Genomic DNA, 23,603 nt, shown 5'->3' with positions numbered 1-23,603 from the left:
CTTTGCTCTAAGGCCAGAGGGAATAATATTCTGACCTTAAAGCCTTATAAAATTTATAAATGGTCCAGCACTTCTTTTACTGTTTCCGCGGAAATAATATCAATCTTAATATTCTTCAAATCGTTTTTTCCTTTAAGATTATTTTTAGGGATAATACACCTCTTAAAACCAAGCTTTTGGGCTTCATTAATGCGCGAGCTGATCTGGCTCACGCTGCGTATTTCTGACGCTAAGCCCACTTCCCCTAGAACAACCATGTCCGCAGAAACAGCCTTATCTAAAAGGGCTGTGGCAATAGCGACCACAACACCCAGATCTGCCGCCGGGTCATTGACTTTTACTCCTCCGACGACATTAAGAAAAATATCTTTATCCTGTAAATTAAGGCCGATCTTTTTTTCTAAAACTGCCGCTAATAATGCAAGCCTATTTTGATCAAACCCTTGCGCCTTTTGGCGAACCATGCCAAAACTTGCCCGGCTGACCAGGCCTTGGATCTCTACTAAGAATGGACGTGTTCCCTCTAAGATAGGAACAACCACCGACCCCGAAGACCCCTTGGGCCTTTCTGATAAAAAGATCTCGGACGGATTGCTCACTTCCATTAATCCGTTGGCCGACATCTCAAAAACACCAATTTCATTGGTCGAGCCAAAACGGTTTTTAGTTGCCCGCAAAACCCGATAAGACGAATAACGCTCCCCTTCAAAATATAAAACCGTATCGACCACATGCTCTAACACCCGAGGGCCGGCCAACATTCCTTCTTTTGTCACATGGCCAATAATGAAAAGTGCTATTCCTTGGGTTTTGGCCAGCTGTGTTAACACCGCCGAACATTCGCGAACTTGACTCACACTTCCCGGGCTTGATGAAATTGAGGGGTGAAAAATAACCTGGATCGAATCAATGATAACAACTTCCGGTTTCAGCTTTTGAATATGTTCGATGATAATATTAAGATCGATCTGATTAACGATATAAATATGGCTTTTTCCGTGGCTGTCTAAACGGTCAGCACGCATCTTGGATTGTTTAACCGATTCCTCCCCGCTCACATAAAGAACCGTATGCTTTTTTTCGCTTAAAACACAGCCCACCTGTAATGACAATGTCGATTTTCCAATGCCCGGATCACCGCCAATGAGCGTTACCGATCCCGCCACAATACCGCCGCCTAAAACCTGGTCAAACTCGTCAATGCCGGTTTTGATCCGGTCTTCATCTTTCGTCAAAACATCGCCGAGTAAAACCGGTTCATCTCGGACGGAAAGCGGGACATGAATTCCTTGCGGTAATTCCTCGGCATTTTCTTCAACAATTGTGTTCCAACTTTCGCAGCTAGAACACTTGCCCATCCATGCCGGAAATTGGGCGCCGCAATTTTGACAAATAAAAAGTGTCTTTATTTTCATTTCTAGCAAACGATCCTTCACTAAAGAAACTTCAGAATTTGATACTTCGTTCCACACCTAGAAGATCGGCCTCCCGATCAAAAGAATCCAGCCCCTCGCTTTGTTTACGTAAACGATATTTAAATTCCGTCGAACTAGAGGAGCTTCCTTCTGTCTTCTTTTTGATGGTCCACTCCCGGTGAATATCGCTTTCCGCAACTAACGGTGAGATCTTAACAGCAGCCATCGCTCCCGCGAAATCACATTGCCGCGACAGATCAAAATCACCACTGATGTTAAAACTTAATCCATCGCTTTGTGCAATTAATGAATTGTCCAACTGCACAACAGGATAAGAGCCAAAAAAGTTGATTTGCAGTTGATCGAACTCTAATCCCTGGATCGACCCGTCATAGGCCAGGATCTTTCCTTTGAGAATAGGCTTATCCGTCATCCCGGAAACCTCAATAAATCCCGACGCTTGCCCGAAAATACGGTCTTCAACAGGACATCCGAGCCACATCAATAATTCCGCAAGCTGAGCGTCAGAAAAACGTAAAGACAGGCTTATCTCATACGGAGCGAACAAGCCAATGTACCCATCACAGATGATCCCGCCCCAGGATAATGAATATAAATAAAGCCGGCCTTTTTTAATGATGAAGTGGCCCGAGAGCTCATCGACGGGCTTGTAATCAAAAAGAGAATACTGGCTAGCCAGCGCACCGCGGATAAAAGACCCGGAAGCCTCGCGTACAACTTCAAAAGAACTTCCCAATTCCGTGGAAATGTCGAACAGCGGCGTTTTGAAATGATTGATCTTGGTTTGGAACTCAAAGTTTTCTTGCGCAAGAAATTTTCCCTCAAACGCAATGGAACTTCCGTTCTCAAAACTTAACGTCATATTGATTTTCCGCGCGGAAAAATCCACAACGCCGTTAAAATTAAATACATTCTCCCCGTGGGCCAAAGACACCGGAAAAAAAATCAACCACAAGAAAAATACGAGGCCTTTTTTAGCCATACCTTAAATTTAACCGTTATTCAAAAGCCAACGTGTCATTATGACGCGTAATTTTAACGTGGCTGCCTTCTTTAAAACGGCCCGAGATAATTTCTTCTGCCAACGGGTCTTCTAAGAAGCGCTGGATCGTGCGCTTAAGCGGCCGCGCGCCAAAAATAGGGTCAAAGCCTTTCTCGATCAAAAGCTCCAAAGCCTCTTTAGAAAGATCAAAAGTCATTTGTTGTTCCTTTAACCGCTGGGCAACTTCTTTGACTTCCAGATCGACGATCTTGATCAAATTCTCTCTTGTCAGAGACTGAAAGACGATCGTATCATCAATACGATTCAAGAATTCCGGCTTAAAGGTTTTTTTAACTTCTTCCAAAAGACGGTCTTTCATTTCCTGATAATTGACCTCTTCTGTTTGCGAAATAAATCCTAGAGAACCGCGCTTGCGTAAAATATCCGCGCCAACGTTCGATGTCATAATAATAATGGTATTACGAAAATCGATCTTGCGTCCAAAACTGTCCGTCAGACGTCCTTCTTCTAAAACCTGCAAAAGAAGATTAAAAACATCCGGGTGGGCTTTTTCAATTTCATCCAACAAAATGACCGAATACGGCCTTCGGCGCACACGCTCGGTTAATTGTCCGCCTTCTTCATAACCAACATATCCCGGGGGAGCTCCGATCAAACGAGAGACATTGAATTTATCCATATACTCCGACATATCGATCTGAATAAGTGCATTTTCATCGCCAAACATAAATTCCGACAGAACTCTCGCTAACAGAGTTTTACCGACACCAGTGGGCCCTAAGAAAATAAAAGAGCCGATAGGCCGTCGGGGATTTTTTATTCCCGCCCGTGACCGACGGACAGATCGGGCGATAGCGCTGATAGCCTCTTCCTGGCCGATAACCGCATTGCGTATGCGCTCTTCCATTTTCAGAAGTTTTTCGCTGTCTTTTTGCTCCAAGCGAAAGAGCGGAATTTTCGTCCATTGCGAAACAACTTTCGCGATATCTTCTTCGCCAAGCGTTGGAATGATCACATCACGTTTTTGGTTCCATTCATTGCGCACCCGCTCTAATTGTTCCCGAGCTTCCCGTTCCTGATCGCGCATCTTAGCCGCCCGTTCAAAATCCTGAGATTTAATGTAGGATTCTTTCTCTTCTTTGAGCTGTTCGATCTTGCCTTCTAAATCTTTAACATCCTGCGGAACAACCATCGCCTGTAAACGCGACCTTGATCCGGCCTCGTCTAAAATATCCACCGCTTTATCCGGTAAAAACCTCCCCGATATATAACGATCTGATAATTTAGCCGCCGCCTCTAAGGCTTCATCGGAAAATTTAACTCGATGATGTGCCTCATATCTGTCGCGAAGTCCTTTTAAGATCTGGATCGTTTCATCTACCGACGGAGGCTCAACAACAATGGTTTGAAAACGGCGCTCTAAAGCCGCGTCTTTTTCGATGTGTTTACGATATTCATCTAACGTTGTAGCGCCAATGCACTGGATCTCTCCGCGCGCTAAAGCCGGCTTTAAAATATTAGCCGCGTCAATAGCACCCTCGGCCGCGCCGGCGCCAACGAGCGTATGCAGCTCATCGACAAAAAGAATGATCTTTCCTGACCGTTTAATTTCATCCATAATGGCTTTGATGCGTTCTTCAAATTGGCCGCGGTATTTTGTTCCGGCGATCATTAAAGCCAGGTCTAGGACAATGATATTCTTATCGCGCAAAAGCTCCGGAACATCGCCATGTACGATCAACTGCGCCAGACCTTCTACAATAGCTGTTTTTCCAACACCTGCTTCACCGAGTAAAACCGGATTATTTTTTGTGCGCCGGCTTAAGATCTGAACAATGCGCTCGATCTCATTTTGCCGTCCGATCACAGGATCAAGTTTGCCGTCTTTGGCTAATTTATTTAAATTACGCCCATAAGCGTCAATAGCCGGTGTTTTGCCACCGCGCACGGGTTCTTGCGCGTTAAAACCCGGAATTCCAGAACCCAATAGCGACATAACTTCATTGCGCACTTTTCCTAGGTCTAATCCCAAATTAAGCAAAACCCGATAGGCCATACCTTCGCCTTCTTTGATCAAGCCTAACAAAAGATGTTCGGTGCCGATGTAGTTATGGCCTAAAGCGCGCGCTTCTTCCGCCGAAAGCTCCAAAGCTTTTTTAGAACGCGGCGTAAACGGAATATCGCCCAACACCTGCGTTTGCGGACCGGGTTGAACTAATTTTTCAACTTCAATGCGAATGGTTTCAAGGTCAAGCCCCAATTTTTGTAAAACAGCGGCTGCCACCCCTTCGCCTTCGCGAATAAGGCCTAACAAAATATGTTCGGTGCCGATATAATCGTGATTAAAACGCCTAGCTTCTTCTTTGGCGAAAACAATAACCTTGCGTGCTCTTTCCGTAAAACGATTGAACATTTCTATTTCCCTCCTAATTTACTTCGAATAAGATGAGCTCTTTTCACATCCCGTTCGGGTGTGGTTAATTTTTTCCCTTCGATCTTTTGTAAATGCGCCGGCTGGATCATCAAGAATAATTCATTGATAGAAACCCGATCCACATCTTTAATGATCCCGACGTCGATCCCTAACCTGACCATCGATAATAGCTCTGCCGTTTCTTGACTGGAAATAATATGCGCGTTTCGTAAAATCCCGAACGAACGGCAAATTTTATCTTCCAGCATCGGCCGGTTTTGGACTAAAAGCGCCTGACGTGCCTGCTCTTCTTGCTCAATGACCTGCCGAATAAGTCCGTTAATATTTTGGATAATTTCATCTTCGCTATGGCCCAGCGACACCTGATTTGAGATCTGAAAGAAATTTCCGCTGGCCTGCGTCCCTTCTCCGTAAAATCCGCGCGACGTAAAACTCAACTTTGAAATAGCCGCCAAGACTTTATTAATTTGCTTTGTCATCACTAACGCCGGCAAATGGAGCATGACAGAACCCCTCATCCCGGTTCCGGTATTTGTCGGACACGCTGTTAAATATCCCCAATCCGGTAAAAAGGCAAATTCTAATTTTGCCGATAAAGCGCTATCAATGGCGTCAATGATCTTCCACGTTTCAAAAAGATTAAATCCGGATTGTAAAACCTGAATACGCAGATGATCTTCTTCATTGACCATGACCGACAAAACTTCTTCTTTAGAAATAATAAGCGCTTTGCCTTCACCTTGAGCCGCGTGTTCATGGCTCATCAAATGCCGTTCGATCAAAAATTGTTTATCCACATTATCCAATTCGTTGATCTTAAAAACACTGGAGGCTTTGAACAGGTCGATTTCTCCGATAGCCCCTTGGACCGAATCAACAACATCGGTCAATGTTTTTTTGCTCGCCTTGTTGGGAAAGGAAAGCTTACTTAAATTACGCGCCAAACGAATACGCGAAGACATCACAATGTTGGCGTGCGGACCCGTGCCTTTAAGCCACTCGCCGGTATGATGGATGAGATTATCTAGTTTCATTTGTCTTGATTTCCTTTTTTCTCAAACTCACGGATCTTATCGCGCAAATAGGCCGCCTCTTCAAAATTCTCATTTTGAATAGCCAGCTGCAGTTGATCTTTTAATTCTTTCAAGTTAAGCGTTTTTGTTTTAACGCCCGACAGCGCCCTGGCCGGGATTTTTCCCCGATGCTGCGCGGCTCCGTGGATCTTTTTTAAAAGCGCGCCTAAATATTCACGAAATGACACATAACAATCGCTGCAACCTAAACGCCCCATTTTTCGAAAATCATCATAGCTTAAACCGCAGTTAGCGCATTTGACTTTTACTTTCTCGGCAGAATCTTTTGTCGGTTGATTGCCGCTAAAATCCGACAGGCCGGCTAAAAGGTCAGCGAGCCCAAACTGTTGTTCCATCTGAACACTTTTTTCACGCGCGCAGTCTTCACACAGATGCAACTCCGACATTTGTTCATCAACAATTTCCGTTAAATGAACAGTGGCTTTTTTCTTTGCGCAAATATCACATTGCATAATTATTCCTCATTTTCAGAAAGTTTTGCGGCATGTAACTTGTAACGTGCAACCCGGGCAACATGTTCCAAATCACAAGTCACAATTTATTAATACTTCACACCATCTGTTTTAGTTAACGCATGAAAAAGTTTGATCAATTTTAATGTCACCGCACCCGGTTTGCCGCTGCCAATGGTCCGTCCGTCCACTTTGACCACCGGAATGATCTCGGCGGCTGTTCCGGTCAAGAAACACTCATCCGCCGTAAACACTTCGTGGCGAGTGATCGCGCATTCTTTTGTTTTGACATTATTTTTGGCGGCCAGATCCAACACCACTTGGCGGGTGATCCCTTTTAAACGTCCCTGCCACGGTGTTAAAAGCCGTCCTTCTTTGACGATAAAAATATTATCACCCGTGCATTCCGCCACAAATCCTTGCGCGTCCAACATAATGGCTTCATTGTATCCGCAATTGGTCGCCTCAATTTTTGCCATGATGTTATTAAGATAATTGAGCGATTTTAGCTGCGGGTTAAGCGCTTCCGGAAGATTGCGCACCGTCGGAACTGTAATGATCTCCATTCCTCTTTGATAAAGCTCCTGAGGATAAAGAGTGATCTTATCAGCGATGATCACGATATTAGGCAGTCCCTTGCATTTTCTTGGATCCAGGCCAAGATCGCCTTCGCCTCGGCTCACCACCACGCGGATATACGCATCTTTAAGGCCGTTGGCCTTAAGTGTTCCAGTGATCGCCTTGATCATCTGTTCTTTGGTCAAGGGGATCTTTAGCATCATGGTATGCGCTGTTTCATAAAGACGAGTAATGTGGTCTTTTAAGCGAAACACTAATCCGCCGTAAGAACGAATTCCCTCAAAGGCTCCGTCGCCATACAGAAATCCGTGGTCGAACACGGAGATCTTGGCTTCACTTTTTTCCACAAATTTTCCATTAAGATATATTTTCATATTACTTCTCCTTTGATGAGCTTACCATTTAACTTAAAATCTTTCCGTCCCGAATATGTAAAATTTTCTGTGTACGTTTCGCGATCGCTTCGTCATGCGTTACGATGATCAAGGCCTGCTGGTTTTCTTTATTGAGCTTCAACAAAAGATCGACGACTTCCTGCCCGCTTTGTGAATCCAGGTTTCCGGTCGGTTCATCGCAAAAAATAATTTTTGGGTCATTCATTAAAGCCCGCGCAATGGCGACCCTTTGCTGCTCTCCGCCGGAAAGCTCATTAGGCCGGTGTGAAACTCTTTTGCCTAGCCCAACTTTTTCCAAAAGCTCTAATCCTTTTTGTTGCGCCTCTTTTTTTTGGCGCATATCGTTTTTGATCAGAGCCGGTAAAATCACATTTTCTAACGCCGTAAATTCCGGCAATAGATGATAGAATTGAAAAACAAATCCGGCTTGGTTGTTTCTAATATCCGCGCGCTGCCGATCGCTTAAGCTATAAATTTCCCGGCCTTCAAAAAGAACTTTTCCTTCACTCGGACGGTCTAGTCCTCCTAAAATATGAAGCAGTGTTGATTTGCCCGCCCCTGAAGGCCCGACCACCGCAACGGTTTCACCGCGATTAATTTTGAAATCAACTCCTTTTAAAACATGTAACGGAGCGCTTAAATGATCATAGGTTTTATGAAGGCCTGTGGCTTCCAACATTATTCGTACCTCAAGGCCTCAACCGGCTCTAAATTCGCCGCCTGATGAGCCGGATAAACCGTTGCCAAATAACTGATAAGAATTGCCGATGTTATAATGATCAAAATGTCGCTAAGCTGTAAAATAACCGGTAACCGGTCAATATAATAAATCTCTTGAGGCAATTTAATGAATTGATATTTCTTTAAAACGATGCACGCCGTGACCCCGCATACAGTCCCCCAAAAAGTTCCGATGATACCGATAGAAATCCCGGTTAAAGTAAAGATCCTTCTAATGGCATTTTTCGGGACACCGATCGATTTTAAAATACCGATGTCTTTCACCTTGCTTTTAACCGTCACCATCAGCGTGCTGAAAATATTAAAGGAAGCTACCAAAACAATGAGCGCCAGGATAATGAACATCGCTAATTTTTCTAAACGAAGCGCGGCAAAGAAATTTCGGTTCGCTTCAACCCAAGTTCGCACTAAAAATCCATATCCGAGGATCTCATGAATGGATTCTTTTGCCTCACCGACGCGGTAAACATTGCTGACATTAACAGCAATTCCGGTCGCCGTATCCGCGGGTAAATTGAAGATCTCTTGGGCTTTTTTCAAATTCACTAAAATCAAGTTCATATCGTAGTCATACATCCCCGACGTAAAAATGCCCACGATGCTAAGTTTATAACGCCATGATTGGCCGGAAATGCCCGATGCCGGCGCAATGAGCGTGATCGTATCGCCTAACGTAAATCCAAAATAATCCGCTAATTCGCTTCCGACGATAACGCCATCGCCAGTTAAATCTTCAATTTTTCCCTTTACCAAATATTGACTGATCTTGGTGACATTTTTCTCGCTGGCCGGATTAACCCCGCGAATCCCTAAGCCCATCGCTCGGCCATCGGATTCCAGAAAAATACTGCCGTGGATATAGGCGGTGGTTGCGGTAATTCCGGGAACATCTTTTATTTTTTCACGAACCGCTTCAAAACTGCGAATTCCACTTTCTTTTTCGATCACAATGTGCGCGTTGGTACCGATGATCTTATTACGCAGATCAGTATCAAAACCGGTCATAACGCCGATCACCACAATAAGAGCCATCACGCCAATGGCAATTCCGATAATGGAAATAAGATTAATGGCCGACAAAAATCCGGCCTTTTTCGCCGACAAATACCGAAAGCTGATCCAATTTTCGTACTGCATAGAGGAGTTATTTTTGTGCCGGTTTCAATAAAGGAAATAAGATAACATCACGGATAGACGCAGCGTCTGTTAACAGCATCACCAATCGGTCAATGCCGATCCCTAATCCTCCGGCGGGCGGCATCCCATATTCGAGCGCGTGGACAAAATCTTCGTCAATGGCGCGGTTGCCCGTTTCCACATCATCAGCCAAGTCATCCAAAAGGCGTTTTCTTTGCTCTTCGGGATCATTAAGCTCGGAATAGGCATTGCCGACTTCCATTCCGCCGATAAAAAGCTCAAAACGCTCGGCAATAGACGGGTCATCTTTTTTTGTTTTTGCCAAAGGCGAAAGGAACGTAAAGTAATCGACAAAAAAGATCGGATTAACCGTCGCATCTTCTTCTAAGAGTTCCTCGACAATTTTCATCACCGCCGAACGCGTTAATTTATCCGTAAGGGCGACATTTTTCTTCGCTTTAACTTTCTTGAGCATCGTTGCCGCGTCATCGGTAGAATCAATGTCAAACTTTTCTTTGATGGTTTTGGCGAATGACCGTCGCTGCCACGGCGGCGTAAAGTCAATTTCTTTGCCTTGATAATTCATTTTGTAAGAACCGTTAAGCTTGTTCACCAACTCACAGATCAATTCTTCAGTGAGTTTCATCATATCTTCATAATCGGCGTAAGCCTGATAGACTTCCATCATGGTAAACTCAGGGTTATGACGAGTAGAAATGCCTTCATTGCGAAAGTTGCGGTTCATTTCATACACTTTTTCCAAACCGCCGACCAAAAGGCGTTTTAAATAAAGCTCAGGCGCAATACGTAAAAAAACTTCCATATCGTAAGCATTGTGAACACTTTTAAACGGTTTACCGCGCGCGCCGCCGGCAATGGGTTGCAGCATCGGTGTTTCCACTTCTAAAAAACCTTTTGCATCTAAGAAAGCACGGATCGCCGAAACAATTTTTGTGCGCTTGATAAAAAGCTGGCGCACTTCCGGATTAGCGATCAGGTCGACATAGCGTTGACGGTAGCGGATCTCCACGTCTTTTAAGCCGTGCCATTTTTCCGGTAAAGTCATCAAAGATTTTGAAAGAACGGTCAATTCTTTAACGCGGATACTTTCTTGGCCCATATGTGTTTTAAAAAGTTCGCCCTTAACGCCGATAATGTCGCCGATGTCAAGGTCATGGACAATATCCAGTGTCTTTTCACCCGCGTGATCAGCTTTTATATAAAGCTGGATTTTCCCGGATTGATCTTGAAGGTCGACAAAGAAAACCTTACCGTGTTTACGGTTAGCCACGATACGGCCGGCGACAGAAACGACTTTCCCGTCGAGAAATTGACTTAAGATCACGGCGATAGAATCGGTATGATCAAATTTACCGCCATAAGGATTTGTAATACCTTTGGCTTTGAGGTCACTTAGTTTTCCTAATCGAACACTTTTAGTTTCATGCGGTTCCAAAATATTCTCCTTGAAATGGGCACAAAAACTCGCTATTTTGCGCCATAAACTAATATAAATATTAGTGGTATTATATAGAAAAACTATGGGAGTGTCAATTAAAGACTAGGAAGGAAATTATCCGTAACTTATTGCTCTCATTAAAGTTATAAGATAACTTCTATTTTTGATCTTACGGAATTCGAGATAAAGCAGTTTTCTTTTGAAAGTGCGCAAAGCTTGTGAATTTGCTCACTGCTCGCGGCAGGTTGCAGCGATATTTTGGGCATGATCTTAACCGAAGAAACCATCATAATGCCATCTTTGATTTCTAAAACGCCTTCGGCTTGCGCCTCATAACTGGTAATTTTAAAACCTTCGCGCGGCGCAAAATGAAGGAATGTCAACATAAAACAGCTATTGACCGCCGCCACCAAAAGATCTTCCGGTGACCAAATGCCGGGATGCCCTTTAAATTCCGGCGGCGCGGCTATTTCTAGATCTGGCTTGCCGGGAACCGAGGCAATTCCTTTTTTTTCGGCCGACCACTGAATAGCTGTTTTGTAAATATACTGTTTCATAAAGGATTATCCGGACACGAGGCAGATCTGGTGAGCATTCGCTAAGCGAACGGTTTTTTCCCGGTCAATAATGAGTGTCTTTCCGGCTTCGATAGCCAAACAACCGGCTTTTACTTTGATCATAGATTCAATGGTGCGAGGGCCGATCACCGGAATATCAAAACGATTATCTTGTTGAGGTTTAGCCATTTTAACGATCACCGCTCCCCGTCGAGAAATACGTCCGGCGCGCAAGATCGTTTGATCAGTTCCCTCCATGGCCTCGATAGCAACAATGGCTTTATCCTTCACAGCCACGGTTTGCCCCACATCCAAAAGCCCCATATTTTTAGCAATATCTTTTCCAAAACTGATATCCTCTAGTTCTTGCAATGTCGGCGCGCGCTTAGTCAGCGTTCCTTTGGGCGCCAAATATTCGGCCAGTAAAAATGTTGAGTCTAAAAGTTCCATGCCATTTTCTTTTAACTTCGCGGCAACTGCCGAAAAGATCGTGTCGGCTTTGCGGTCTTTAAGCGCGGAAAACAATTTCTGAAATTCATGATCTAGGGCAACCGTTTCATCAAATAAATTTTCCGGATTAACTTGGCCAGCCATGATCACTTGCTTGACATTTTGATCTTTAAGAAAATCAAAGAGCTTTTTAAGTTCCCCGGCGCTGACTAAAAGGAATTGGTCGACAAAGAAACGCAAAAAAAAGGAAGTGTCCCCTTTAATGCCGACCGCGATGACCTTTATTTTTCTTTTTTTCGCTTCGTGGACAAAAAGGAGAGGAAATTTGCCGTTTCCGGCGATCAAACCTAAGATTTGCGGTTGTTCCATAAGGATATTTCTGTTAAGAATGAACCACCGTTAACTGCACAAGCCCCGGGCAGAGGCCTTGGTAAAATCGACTAGATAATCTATCTCCGGACAAGATCTAATGTCTTGCGCTATCTTTTCTAAGGCATGGACCTTGATCAATCCGGAATGAAATAAGATCTTAAACGCCTTGTGCAATGCCCTAAGAGTTTCGGAAGAGATCTTTGCGCGCTTTAAACCAATGCTATTTAAGCCATAAACCTTAGCCGGATGGCCGTCGCACATCGAAAACGGAGGAATATCTTGAACGACTTTCGAGCAACCGCCGATAATAGCGAGTTTTCCGACGCGAACGAACTGATGAATAGCCGCCAATCCTCCGACAACCGCCGCGTCTTCAATGGTCACATGGCCGGCTAACGTAGCATTATTGGCTAAAACGCAATTATTTCCTACACAGCAATCATGCGCGATATGGCAATAGGCCATAAATAAATTATCACTGCCAATGATCGTTTTTCCGTTTTCGCCTGTTCCGGGATTAACGGTAATATATTCACGAAAAACGTTATTTTGCCCGATCTCTAAGAAAACTTTCTGATCTATTTTAAATTTTTTGTCTTGAGGGATACTCCCCACAACCGCTCCGCTAAAAAATTGGCAACCCTTCCCGATAGTTGTGTAACCGCGAATAAGGCAATTGTTCCCAACAATGCAATCATCGCCCAAAACAACATTTTCCTCAATGATAGAATACGGGCCAACGATAACATTCTTTCCTAATTGGGCTTTAGAGTGAACAATGGCTGTTGGATGGATATTCATTCTATTTAACCTAAATATGTCCCGTCGGTAAAAGAAAAAACAAGATCTGCCTCCACCACAATTTCTCCGTTAACCTTGCCAACGCCGCGCACCTGGGCAAATTTAGCCTTATTGCGGATCACATCAACTTCCATGACCAGCTGATCGCCGGGACTGACGATTTTACGGAATTTAACTTTGTCGGCTGACAAAAAGAACGCTAATTTTCCGTGATTTTGTTTATCGGTTAAAACTGCAATGCCACCAACTTGAGCCATGGCTTCCACCATTAAAACTCCCGGCATAATAGGCCTTGCCGGAAAATGTCCCTGAAAGAAATTTTCATTGAACGTAACATTTTTAACCGCCACCGCGCGTTTTCCCGGTTCAACTTGCAAAACCCTATCCACCAAAAGAAACGGATAACGATGCGGAAGGATTTTCATGATGCCATCAATATTAAACTGCGTGGCATTAACCAATTCGCTCGGAAAATGGTGATCCGGTGCTGACTCTTGCGTTTTTTTACTTTGATCAAATATCTTTTTTAAAAGCTGCAGGTTCAGCGTGTGCCCGCTTTTTACGGCAAAGATATGCCCTTTGATCGGCTGGCCTAATAAATACAGGTCTCCGATCAGATCAAGGACTTTGTGGCGGGCAAATTCATTTTCAAAACGAAGTTTATTATTCACAACTCCTTTTTCTCCGACGACAAGCGTATTTTCGTAATTAGCGCCCTTGCCTAAGCCCAGCGCTTTAAGCTGTTCCACTTCTTTTTCCATGCAAAACGTACGGCAAGGCGCGATCTCTTGCTCAAAGGTTTGTTGATTAACGTCAAGGCTAAAAAATTGAGGCGGCACTCTAAAATCACTGTAATCTAACGTGTACGATATTTTAAAATCTGAGGCCGGAATAGCCAAAAGAGAACAGCCGTTACGCTCGACCCAAAGCGGTTCCTTTATTTCGCAATATTTTCGAGAAACAGCTTGCTCGACAACACCGGATTTCTTAACCGCGTTCAAAAAGAAAGTCGCGCTGCCGTCCATTCCCGGAACTTCATTGCCGTTGATCTCTATCGTTAAATTATCAATACCGAGCCCGCATAGAACCGACATCAAATGTTCTATCGTATAGATGGTTTCTTCTCCGGCGCCGATCGACGTGCATCGCGAAACTTTCGCGGCTAGGTCAACACTGGAAAAATCAGCCTTCACCTTAGGAGAGCCGGGTAGATCAGTGCGAATAAAACAAATACCGGCACCAACTTCAGCGGGCTTAAGGCAGACCTTTGTTTTGTGCCCCGTATGAAGGCCCACGCCTTCTAAGGTAACTTCGCTTTGAATCGTTTTTTGTTTTTCGTCCATAGATTATTTATAAAAAAATTATTTTCCGGATTGATCGATCTTTGCTTCTAAAGCTTGAATGTGTTTCTTCAATTCATTGATCGTTTCCACATAATGGGGCAATCTTTGGAGATGGGCGTTGACTTTTTTTGCCTCATCATGCGGTTTAGCCGGATAACCCGATACCATGGTATGGGCCGCCACCGATTTTGTGACACCCGCTTGCGCGGCAACAATAGCACCCTCACCGATCGTTAGGTGCCCGGCCAACCCGGCTTGACCGGCTAAAATAGCTTTTTTCTCGACGGTAACACTACCCGATATCCCAACTTGTGCCAAGATAAGACAATGTTCTCCAATGATCACATTGTGGGCAATGTGGACAAGGTTATCAACCTTGGTCCCGCGGCCGATCAATGTCTTGTCAAAACGGGCGCGGTCGATAGCAGCATTAGCGCCAATTTCCACGTCATCCTCAATAATCACTGTTCCGATTTGAGGAATTTTTTCATGGATACCTTCAACATCAATAAATCCAAATCCATCAGAGCCTACAACCGTTCCGCTATGAATAATGACACGGTTACCGATAGTCACTCGCTCCCTGATCGTTACACGCGGATAAATAAGGCAATCTTTTCCAACAGCCGCATCATAACCGATAAAACATCCCGCGTGGATAGCGGCATGATCACCGATCTTTGCTTTTGCTTCCACGATCACATGCGGCCCGATAAAAACCCCTTTACCAATCTTTGCCGTTTTATCGATAATGGCCGTTTTATGGATCCCTGCTTTTTGACTTTTGGGCAGATCAACACATGCAGAAAGAATTTTTGTAAACGCTAAGGACGGATTATCAACCAGGATAAGCGGTTTGGAAGTTTTTTCTGTCGAGCGGGGCGCAAGAATTGCCGATGCTTTTGTCGTGCCAATCAGAGAAAAATACTTTGGATTAGCAATAAATGTGAGGTCTCCCTCTTGGGCTTCTTTAATTCCGCAAAGCCCGGTCACAACAATATTCTTATCGCCGACAACCTCACCCTTAACGAGCTTAGCTATCTCTCCCAGGGTTTTACGCATGAAAATACCTTAAGATCGATTATTTCTTGGCTGGATATTTTTCGTTGAGAAGCTTGATGACTTGATCCGTCACATCTAAGCTCTGGTTACCGTAAATAAGAACCCGGTCATTAAGAATGACAGTATAGCCTTCTTTTTCGGCGTAACCCTTAACAACTTTTTCGATATCCATAAGAATCTCTTTTATTCTTTCATCACGTTCTTTTTTAAGATCCGTGGAATTAAGACGTCCATATTCTCTTAAGTCCGCTGTTTCCTTATCAATTTGAGTTTGCAGTTTATTTTTTTCATCCTCTTTCAAAACATTGAGCTTTCCCGTTTCCTCGGTAACTTTTTGCGCTCTTTTATTATACTCGTTTTGGAATTCGGTCTGCTTTTTCGCTAAGCTCTCATCATATTCTTTAGTTTTGCCGTATTCATCAAAGATCCGCCCTAGGTCCACATAGCCCATTTTAACCTGAGCGGCTTCTTGGGCATAAACACCCGACGCAAAAGACAATATCAAACATCCCATGACCACAACACTCATTAACCGTTTCATAAAATTCTCCCTTTCTTGTTCTTTTAGCCGCTAAAACCCGCGGCTCACGCTAAAATAAAATTTCCCGGAACGGCTTTCTTCTCCCGGTTCATCACTTAAAGGATAACCATAATCAAGATTGATGGGGCCAATGGGCGTTTTAACTCTCAAGCCTAACCCAGCGCCAGATTTAAGGTCGCCCGACGCAAAATCATCGATCTTGGACCATACATTACCGGTGTCAAAAAATCCAGCGACCCGGATAAAATCAACCAGAGGAATCGTATATTCGATGTTACCGATGAACATGCTCTCACCGCCGATAGGGTCATTCGTTGCGGAATCCAAGGGGCCGACTTTGCGTTCATTGTATCCGCGGATCGAATAAGCGCCGCCGGCGAAAAATCGCTCATAGATCGGAACGAAATCTGAATCTCCGTACGCGTCCGCAAATCCGGTCCTTAATCGAAACTCCAGAACCGAGCCGTACATCATCGGAATATCATAGCTTGTCTTCGTTTGAAACCGGACGAAATCTTTATCTCCGGCAAATAACCCACCGGCGACATCAACCGTACCGCTGGTGTACAGGCCCTTGCTCGGATTAAAAACATTATCACGTCCGTCATGCGCCAATCCAAAACTCATCGTACTGATCGTATTTTCTCCGACTTCACGCGCCAGCTCAGAACTCACGCCTTCTTCAAGATTGCTGATCTTGATATTTTCCAATTTATAGCTTGTGGAAGCGCTTAAATATTCCGATAATTGCTTGCCAAAACGAATATCGCCTCCGACGGTACGCTCATCATAGGCATAGCCAACATCACGTTCTCGCGAGTGTTGCATACGGTAAAGATCAAAACCGCCGGAAATAGGATAATCGAAAAGCCACGGTTCGGTAAAACTTAAGCGTTGATTATTGCGCACGGAACCCGTTTCGGCATGAATGACCAAATTCTGTCCACCGCCGGTAAAGGTAGGCCAATTGGTAAAATCAAAATTCTTCTGTTCGATCTCAACAAAACCGACCAATTGGTCAATGGTGCTATATCCGCCGCCAAAACTTAAATTTCCCGTCTTGGCTTCCTGGACTTGAACCACCAAGTCTTTTTTGTTCGCGACATCGGTGTCTTCAATGTCGTAATTAATATCCTCAAAATACCCTAGATTGCGCAGGCGCTCTTTACTGCGGCGCAATTTCTCTCCGTCAAATCTGTCGCCCGGATTCATTCTTAATTCTCGGCGAACAACGATATCGCGCGTGCGCGTATTGCCTTGAACTTTTACTCTGTTCACGTACGCCAGTTCGCCTTCATGGACATCTAAAGCAATTTCTACCTTGCCGGTTTCGGGATTAAGCGAAGTTGTTTTCTCGATATTGGCAAAAATATACCCTTTATCGAAATAGGCGGAACGAATTTCATCAACATCAAGATCAAGTTTTTCACGGCTAAAAATATGCCCCACCTTGATCTCTTTCATTTTAGCCAAGATCTCTTCTTGGGATAGAATCGTCGCGCCCTTAACAAGGATTTTACCCGTATAATAACGATTGCCCTCTTCAACGTTAATATTGACGATCAGGCGCCCTTTTTCTTGATAATCGAGGGCGTAATCTGCTTTGATATCGATAAAACCTTCCCGTTCATAAAAACTTTTAATGCGGTCCATATCTTCATCAAGGATCTCATCTTTTAAGTAGCCGGAATTAAACAACCATGCGGACCGGGTTTTGATAAGCTTAATGATCCGCTTTGAAGTAAACGCGCTATTGCCGATTACATTGATCTTGGCGATCTTAACACGGTCACCTTCTTGAATGATGAAATGCAACTTGGCTTTATGCGTCGTTTCGTCAACAGAAGTCTCAGCTTCAACAGAAACATTGGTAAGGCCTTTTTTAATATAGAGATCTTTGATGGTATCGATATCGTCTTTTAAGATCTTATTATCAAGGAATTTCCCTTCCTTAGTTTTGATCTTCGGGAGGAATGCTTTTGAATTAAATTGGCGGGTTTTAGAAAACGTGATCTTCTCGATGATCGGCTTTTCAGTAACATAAAAAACGACCCTAAAACCGTCTTCATAATCCTGATGGTCAACGCTAACATCAGAAAAATACCCGGAATTATAAAGCCTCTTTAGATCATCGCTCACTACATTCTGAAGGTATTCTTGCCCAACGCGCGTTTTAACCTTGGAAAGGATAATAGAGAGACTGATAGTCTTATTGCCCTTGATCTCAATGACTTTAACGATCTTATTTTCTGCCGGGACGACGGGTTCTTGCGCGGCCGGCGCCTCTTCAGGAGACAGCGAAAGCTTTGTGTTCAGGGAAACTTCTTGCTTTAAGCCATCGGAAAGCGGCGCAATGGCTTGCTCTTCTTGAACTTGCGCTTCATCTTCAACTGGTTGTGCGGAAATCGGGAGGACTAAAACACCTGCCAAAAACACACATAATAAGGAAAATATTTTATTTAGCATTGTTTGATTATAAATGTAAGACCAGCGGCTGTCAACACGTTCTTAAACGAAATTTTCTGATTTTATTCACTTCGAGCTAAATTTTCAAAACGCATATACTCTTTAATGAACGATAGCTTAACGGTTCCTACGGGGCCGTTTCTTTGCTTGGCGATGATACAATCGGCAACACCTTTGTTCTCATCGGTAGGATTATAGTATTCTTCGCGCATGAGAAGAACGACCAAATCAGCATCTTGCTCAATGGCGCCGGACTCGCGTAAATCGGAAAGCTGCGGCCGATGGTCTTGGCGGCTTTCCACCGCGCGCGATAACTGACTGATAGCAATAATAGGGATATCTAACTCGCGCGCCAAGGCCTTAATAGAGCGGGAAATTTCAGAAATTTCCTGCTGGCGGCTTTCTACCCTTTGCGAACTGCGCATCAACTGAAGATAATCCAAAACGATCATCTTGATATCATAATTCATCTTAAGTCTCCGGGCCTTGGCGCGCAATTCCAAAGCGGATATGGCCGGCGTATCATCAATAAAGATCGGCGCGGCCGATAATTTTCCGGCGGCAGCCGTTAATTTCGGCCAGTCGGACGGAGACAAAAATCCTGAACGCACTTTGTGGGCATCTACTCGCGCGTGCGAACATAAAAGTCTTTGGACCAGCTGTTCTTTAGACATTTCCAAGCTGAAAAACGCCACCGGAACATTTTTCTCAAGCGCGGCATATTCAGCCATCGAAACAGCTAAGGCGCTTTTTCCCATAGAAGGCCGGCCCGCAATAATGATCAAGTCCGATCTTTGAAGCCCGGATGTTTTATCATCAAATTCCCTAAATCCCGTTGAAATTCCGGTCACGTGTTCTTTGCGCTGATAAAGCCGATCAATAGTTTCAATGCTTTCCTTGATAAGATCCTTGATGTGAATGGCTTTCTGGCGCTGTTTAAGATCGGCGATCTCAAAAATAAGTTTTTCGGCACGGTCTACCAACTCATCGATATCGCTGGTTACTTCATAACCTTCCGTAACGATCTGGGTCGCGTTTTTAATAAGCATACGCTGTACGCTTTTTTCTTTAACAATGTGTGCGTAATATTCAATGTTCGCTGAGGTAGGGACAAAATCGATCAATTGGGCAATATAGCTGGCGCCCCCGACGGAATCTAAAGCGCCTTCGCTTTTTAATTCATCGGTTAAAGTGATCAGATCAACATTCTTATGTTCATTATAAAGCTTGATCATAACCTCAAAGATCTGGCGGTGGGCTTCTTCATAAAAGCAGGATTGATCGATGATCTCGACGGAAACGCCGATGGCCTCAGCGTCAATGAGCATAGCGCCTAACACAGACTTTTCAGCCTCGAGATTTTGCGGAGGGACTTTAATATCCTGATTTGTGATCATAGAGCAACAAGCTTACTGATACTTATTTTTTTGTAACCCAAAGCCTTATTTTGCCGGTCACTTTGGGATGAAGCGTAACGCCGATCTCGTAAATCCCTAATTCTTCAATGGGCTTTTCGATCACGATCGCTTTTTTATCAACCGTATAACCTTCAGCTTCCAAAGTTTTTGCAATATCAACCTCGGTAACGGAACCATAAAGCCTATCAAGGTCATTAACTTCCACCATGATCGTGCAGGACACATTAGCTAATTTTTTAGCTAATTCCTGAGCTTCTTGCTCTTGTTTGGATTCCAACAAAATCCTTCGGCTTTTATCCTGCTCAACTCTTTTCAAATTCCCAGCGGTAGCGATCATGCCAAGCTTTCCCGGAATAAGAAAGTTGCGGGCAAAACCATCTTTAACCTTAACAACATCACCGGCTTTCCCTAATTTGGGGACATCTTGAGATAAAATAACGTTCATGCTCTGCTCCCTTGCGTATGCGGTGCATATGCGCTTCCGGACAACACTCCTAAAAATCTTGCCTTTTTGATCGCGCGGACAATTTCTCTTTGTTGTTTAGCGGAAACACCCGTAACACGCCGAGAAAATATTTTTCCACGTCCGGAAACATATTTTTGGATAACATTAAATTGTTTATAATCAATGCTGGTGCCTTTAGCGATCTGGAATTTCACCTGGCGCCGCTCTCTGTCTTGTTGATTTCTTTCTGTGCGTTCTGCGCGTTCTGCGCGTTCTGCCTTTTCTGACTTTTCAACCTTTTTTCTTTCCACGTTCCTCCAACCTTTCTTAAATATCTTTTCGATGATAATGCGTTATGGTGCTTTCAAGTAAAAAACTTTATCCAGCGCCTTCTTCTTCATTCCACGAAGCGCTCTCTGTTTTGCTGTCCGCCGGAGAAGAATGATCGGCTGGAGCTTCTTCATCTGCGCCGGCCGCAGGAGCGCCGGTATCTTTACCACCCAAAAACTGAATTCGTTCGGCACGAACCTCAATAACGGATTTTTTTTGTCCATCCGTTCCTTCCCATGAACGCGATTGCAACCTTCCTTCAATGAAAACAGGACGGCCCTTTTGCAAATATTGGTTACAGACTTCAGCCTGTCTGTCCCAGGCGGTCGCGGTGATAAAACAAACTTCTTCTTTCATTTCTCCCGTTTTATCCTTATATTTCCGATTGATCGCTAAACGCAAATTAACGACCGCAACACCCGACGGCGTATAGCGCAATTCCGGGTCGCGGGTCAGATTACCGATGAGAAGAACTTTATTTAAACTAGCCATGGGGATCCCTCCGTAACAAAATTATATTTTGGTGAACATAAACCGCAAAATTTCTTCGTTCATGCGCAGAAGTTGTTTTGCTTTTATGATGGCCGCTGTAGGTGCGTCAAACTTAATAAGATAAAATGTAGCTTCTAAACATTTCTTGATGCTAAACGCCAGCTTGTGTTTTTCCAGCCAAACCTGGCTATTGATCACCTTACCGCCGTTTTTAGAAATAGCATCGCAGGCATATTTCGCTATTGCCTCTTTGGCCTCTTGCGGCATTTGCGCTTTAACAATCACTACCAATTCGTACTTATTCATCGCTCTCCCTTTTTGTTAAATTGATTCATCGCTTGATTAACATGTCCTTCTAGCCACAAACTACAACAGTCGACGGCTTGGTCGACAAAATCTTTCAACCCTTTTTTTTCTTCGCTGGTAAATTTGGAAAGAACAAATTCGGCTGTCTCGCCCTTGTTTGACGGCCCGCCGATCCCTAAACGCAGACGAGCAAATTCATTCGTCTTAAGATGCTCCTTGATAGAACGCAGGCCATTGTGTCCGCCGTCACTGCCTTGAAGGCGTAGGCGAATTTTTCCAAAATCAAGATTAAGATCATCGCAAACAACCAAAATATCTTCAAGAGCAACATTGCGCCAATGAACAGCTTTGGTAACAGCAATACCTGAATTGTTCATATACGTCAACGGCATAAAAAAATAAGCTTTGCCTTGCTGTGTTTCACCTTTAGCCAGAGAACCTTTTAAAAGAACGCTTTTCGCGAACCGTGCTTCGTATTTCTCGGCTAATTTTGTAACAACGCGAAAACCTAAATTATGCCGCGTATCTTCATATTCTTTGCCGGGATTGCCTAAACCAATAACAAGACGAGCGGACACTAATTTTATTTACCTTCTGATTTTTCGGCCTTAGGCTTTTCTTCCGCGGGCTTTTTCTCTTTATCACCGGCAGCTGTTTTCGCAGCGGCTGGATCTTCTTTCTTCTCTTTAAGAACTTCCGGCTCAGCTTGTGTCGCGGCCGCAGCAGCTTCTTCAGGTGTCACTTCTTTCATCGGAGGAACAACCGCAAACACGATCGTATCGGGATCTTGTTTTGTTTTGACCCCTTCCGGTAACGCAATATCTTTAACATGAATAACATCTTTAATCTTTAAACTACTGACATCGACTTCGATGTGATGAGGGATCTTGGTGGGTAAACAGATAACGCCTAATTCCCACAAAAGATGGTCCAAAGAACCGCCGTCTTGTTTGACACCGACCGGCTCGCCCTTGGCAACGATAGGGACCTTAACCTCAATTTCTTTGGTCAAGGAAATGTGATGCAGATCGAGATGTAAAATGCGCCCCGAAACAGGATCGCGCTGGGTATCTTTAACGATCGCCGAATAATCTTTGACCTTTTTATCATCATCAATAACGTTTAAGCTCAAGATGATGTTTTCCCCATGATGAAGCCGCTCGATGCGTTCAAAGGTTTTTCGGTCTAGCTGAATGGCAACGGTTTTCTTCCGTTCACCATACACAACCGCCGGAATAAAATCTTCCCGACGAAGTTGTTTTGTTTTTCTTGTCCCGATCGCAGTTCGTACATGTGCCTCTAGTGTGATTTCTTGCATAGCCCCTTCCTACTTTCTGATTGAGTCGAATAATGAACTAACGGATTCCTCGCTGTGAATACGTTTAATAGCTTCGGCCAAAAGCGGTGCGACCGAAAGCGCCTTGATCTTCGGATACTTCTTTACTTCCTTGAACGGAATACTATTAGTGATCACAACTTCTTTTAAAGGTTTGCACTGATGAATACGCGGAAGCGCGCTTCCGGAAAGAATACCATGGCTTACGGCCGCGTACACTTCTATAACGCCTTTTTTATCCAAGGTTTCAATGGCCTCGATCATAGAATTTGCGGTTGCGATAATATCATCAACGATAATAACACGTTTGCCTTTTACTTTTCCCAAAATGTGCATGGCTTCCACTTTTTCCGGGCTGTCGCGGCGTTTATCAACGATGGCAAGCCCGCAACCTAACCATTTGGCATAGGCGCGCGCCATTTTAATTCCGCCGACATCAGGAGAGACAACAATCAAATTATCCAATTTCTTTTTGGCAAAATAATCGCACAAAGTATTAATAGCATATAAATGATCGACGGGAATATCAAAAAATCCTTGGATCTGGCTGGCGTGCAAGTCCATCGTTAGAACTCTGTCAACGCCGGCGGCAACAATTAAATTGGCAACGAGTTTTGCCGTGATCGGAACGCGCGGTTGATCTTTTCTGTCTTGCCGGGCATAACCATAATAAGGCAAAACAGCGGTAATTCTTTGGGCCGAAGCGCGTTTAGCAGCGTCGATCAAGATCAAAAGCTCCATCAAGCTTTCATTGACTGGCGGACAAGTCGGCTGCACGATGAAAACGTCTTTACCGCGAATGTTCTCTTTGATCTGGACTCTAATTTCGCCTTCACTAAAGCGCGAGACAAAGACCTCCGTCAAGGGAATGCTAAGCTCATGACAGATCTCTTGCGCTAACTGCGGATTAGAATTTCCTGAAAAAACAGCCAAATTGTTCATGAGGACTCTCCG

Annotated in this window: 24 protein-coding genes; all 24 read right to left on the bottom strand. The window is 44.1% G+C overall.

The window, feature by feature from the left end; translation table 11 throughout:
- Positions 1-53 precede the first annotated feature (53 nt).
- Positions 54-1,415 (bottom strand): DNA repair protein RadA, encoded by a 1,362-nt coding sequence (gene radA, locus WC676_03340; GenBank protein MFA5059640.1) that lies wholly within the window; start codon positions 1,413-1,415, stop codon positions 54-56.
- Between the two features lie 31 nt (positions 1,416-1,446).
- Complete coding sequence (locus WC676_03335; GenBank protein MFA5059639.1) at positions 1,447-2,418, bottom strand: hypothetical protein; 972 nt, start codon at positions 2,416-2,418, stop codon at positions 1,447-1,449.
- A 16-nt stretch (positions 2,419-2,434) separates the two neighbouring features.
- Positions 2,435-4,852, bottom strand: coding sequence for an ATP-dependent Clp protease ATP-binding subunit (locus tag WC676_03330; protein ID MFA5059638.1), 2,418 nt, complete (start codon positions 4,850-4,852; stop codon positions 2,435-2,437).
- A gap of 2 nt (positions 4,853-4,854) precedes the next feature.
- Positions 4,855-5,907: a protein arginine kinase gene (locus WC676_03325; protein MFA5059637.1), complete on the bottom strand. Its 1,053-nt coding sequence runs from the start codon at positions 5,905-5,907 to the stop codon at positions 4,855-4,857.
- Positions 5,904-6,419: a UvrB/UvrC motif-containing protein gene (locus tag WC676_03320; GenBank protein ID MFA5059636.1), complete on the bottom strand. Its 516-nt coding sequence runs from the start codon at positions 6,417-6,419 to the stop codon at positions 5,904-5,906. The genes WC676_03325 and WC676_03320 overlap by 4 nt, the downstream gene beginning before the upstream one ends.
- An 89-nt stretch (positions 6,420-6,508) precedes the next feature.
- Positions 6,509-7,372, bottom strand: a complete 864-nt coding sequence (gene ilvE, locus WC676_03315; protein MFA5059635.1) for a branched-chain-amino-acid transaminase — start codon at positions 7,370-7,372, stop codon at positions 6,509-6,511.
- A 28-nt stretch (positions 7,373-7,400) separates the two neighbouring features.
- Positions 7,401-8,072 (bottom strand): ABC transporter ATP-binding protein, encoded by a 672-nt coding sequence (locus WC676_03310; protein ID MFA5059634.1) that lies wholly within the window; start codon positions 8,070-8,072, stop codon positions 7,401-7,403.
- Positions 8,072-9,271 carry an ABC transporter permease gene (locus WC676_03305; GenBank protein ID MFA5059633.1) on the bottom strand — a complete coding sequence of 400 codons (1,200 nt, stop codon included), beginning with the start codon at positions 9,269-9,271 and terminating at the stop codon, positions 8,072-8,074. Before WC676_03305 ends, WC676_03310 begins: the two co-directional genes overlap by 1 nt.
- A gap of 7 nt (positions 9,272-9,278) precedes the next feature.
- Positions 9,279-10,727, bottom strand: coding sequence for a lysine--tRNA ligase (gene lysS, locus WC676_03300; GenBank protein ID MFA5059632.1), 1,449 nt, complete (start codon positions 10,725-10,727; stop codon positions 9,279-9,281).
- A gap of 146 nt (positions 10,728-10,873) precedes the next feature.
- Positions 10,874-11,287 (bottom strand): OsmC family protein, encoded by a 414-nt coding sequence (locus WC676_03295; GenBank protein ID MFA5059631.1) that lies wholly within the window; start codon positions 11,285-11,287, stop codon positions 10,874-10,876.
- A 6-nt stretch (positions 11,288-11,293) separates the two neighbouring features.
- Positions 11,294-12,106 (bottom strand): UDP-2,3-diacylglucosamine diphosphatase LpxI, encoded by an 813-nt coding sequence (lpxI, locus tag WC676_03290; protein MFA5059630.1) that lies wholly within the window; start codon positions 12,104-12,106, stop codon positions 11,294-11,296.
- A 30-nt stretch (positions 12,107-12,136) separates the two neighbouring features.
- Positions 12,137-12,910 (bottom strand): acyl-ACP--UDP-N-acetylglucosamine O-acyltransferase, encoded by a 774-nt coding sequence (gene lpxA / locus WC676_03285; protein ID MFA5059629.1) that lies wholly within the window; start codon positions 12,908-12,910, stop codon positions 12,137-12,139.
- A 5-nt stretch (positions 12,911-12,915) separates the two neighbouring features.
- On the bottom strand, positions 12,916-14,253 hold the full coding sequence (locus WC676_03280) for a bifunctional UDP-3-O-[3-hydroxymyristoyl] N-acetylglucosamine deacetylase/3-hydroxyacyl-ACP dehydratase (protein ID MFA5059628.1): 1,338 nt from the start codon (positions 14,251-14,253) through the stop codon (positions 12,916-12,918).
- A gap of 18 nt (positions 14,254-14,271) precedes the next feature.
- Positions 14,272-15,315, bottom strand: a complete 1,044-nt coding sequence (gene lpxD, locus WC676_03275; protein ID MFA5059627.1) for a UDP-3-O-(3-hydroxymyristoyl)glucosamine N-acyltransferase — start codon at positions 15,313-15,315, stop codon at positions 14,272-14,274.
- A 19-nt stretch (positions 15,316-15,334) separates the two neighbouring features.
- Positions 15,335-15,856 carry an OmpH family outer membrane protein gene (locus tag WC676_03270; protein MFA5059626.1) on the bottom strand — a complete coding sequence of 174 codons (522 nt, stop codon included), beginning with the start codon at positions 15,854-15,856 and terminating at the stop codon, positions 15,335-15,337.
- A gap of 30 nt (positions 15,857-15,886) precedes the next feature.
- Positions 15,887-18,322: an outer membrane protein assembly factor BamA gene (gene bamA / locus WC676_03265; protein ID MFA5059625.1), complete on the bottom strand. Its 2,436-nt coding sequence runs from the start codon at positions 18,320-18,322 to the stop codon at positions 15,887-15,889.
- A gap of 62 nt (positions 18,323-18,384) precedes the next feature.
- Positions 18,385-19,719 (bottom strand): replicative DNA helicase, encoded by a 1,335-nt coding sequence (dnaB, locus tag WC676_03260; GenBank protein MFA5059624.1) that lies wholly within the window; start codon positions 19,717-19,719, stop codon positions 18,385-18,387.
- 22 nt (positions 19,720-19,741) lie between these two features.
- The gene (gene rplI, locus WC676_03255) at positions 19,742-20,185 is read right to left on the bottom strand and encodes a 50S ribosomal protein L9 (GenBank protein MFA5059623.1); all 444 of its coding nucleotides are present in this window, start codon (positions 20,183-20,185) and stop codon (positions 19,742-19,744) included.
- Entirely contained in the window at positions 20,182-20,496 is a 315-nt protein-coding gene (gene rpsR, locus WC676_03250) for a 30S ribosomal protein S18 (GenBank protein ID MFA5059622.1), read from the bottom strand. Before rpsR ends, rplI begins: the two co-directional genes overlap by 4 nt.
- Before the next feature lie 67 nt (positions 20,497-20,563).
- Complete coding sequence (locus WC676_03245; protein MFA5059621.1) at positions 20,564-21,007, bottom strand: single-stranded DNA-binding protein; 444 nt, start codon at positions 21,005-21,007, stop codon at positions 20,564-20,566.
- Positions 21,008-21,028: 21 nt separating this feature from the next.
- Positions 21,029-21,313: a 30S ribosomal protein S6 gene (gene rpsF, locus WC676_03240; protein MFA5059620.1), complete on the bottom strand. Its 285-nt coding sequence runs from the start codon at positions 21,311-21,313 to the stop codon at positions 21,029-21,031.
- Positions 21,310-21,891 (bottom strand): aminoacyl-tRNA hydrolase, encoded by a 582-nt coding sequence (gene pth, locus WC676_03235; GenBank protein MFA5059619.1) that lies wholly within the window; start codon positions 21,889-21,891, stop codon positions 21,310-21,312. Before pth ends, rpsF begins: the two co-directional genes overlap by 4 nt.
- 5 nt (positions 21,892-21,896) lie before the next feature.
- Positions 21,897-22,631: a 50S ribosomal protein L25 gene (locus tag WC676_03230; GenBank protein ID MFA5059618.1), complete on the bottom strand. Its 735-nt coding sequence runs from the start codon at positions 22,629-22,631 to the stop codon at positions 21,897-21,899.
- 9 nt (positions 22,632-22,640) lie between these two features.
- Positions 22,641-23,591 carry a ribose-phosphate pyrophosphokinase gene (locus WC676_03225; protein MFA5059617.1) on the bottom strand — a complete coding sequence of 317 codons (951 nt, stop codon included), beginning with the start codon at positions 23,589-23,591 and terminating at the stop codon, positions 22,641-22,643.
- Between the last annotated feature and the right edge of the window lie 12 nt (positions 23,592-23,603).

This window comes from Candidatus Omnitrophota bacterium (assembly GCA_041649175.1).
Taxonomy (GTDB): Bacteria; Omnitrophota; Gorgyraeia; order Zapsychrales; family JBAZNR01; genus JBAZNR01.
The sequence above is the reverse complement of the archived record's forward strand: the minus strand, read 5'-3'. Positions and strand labels throughout refer to the sequence as shown.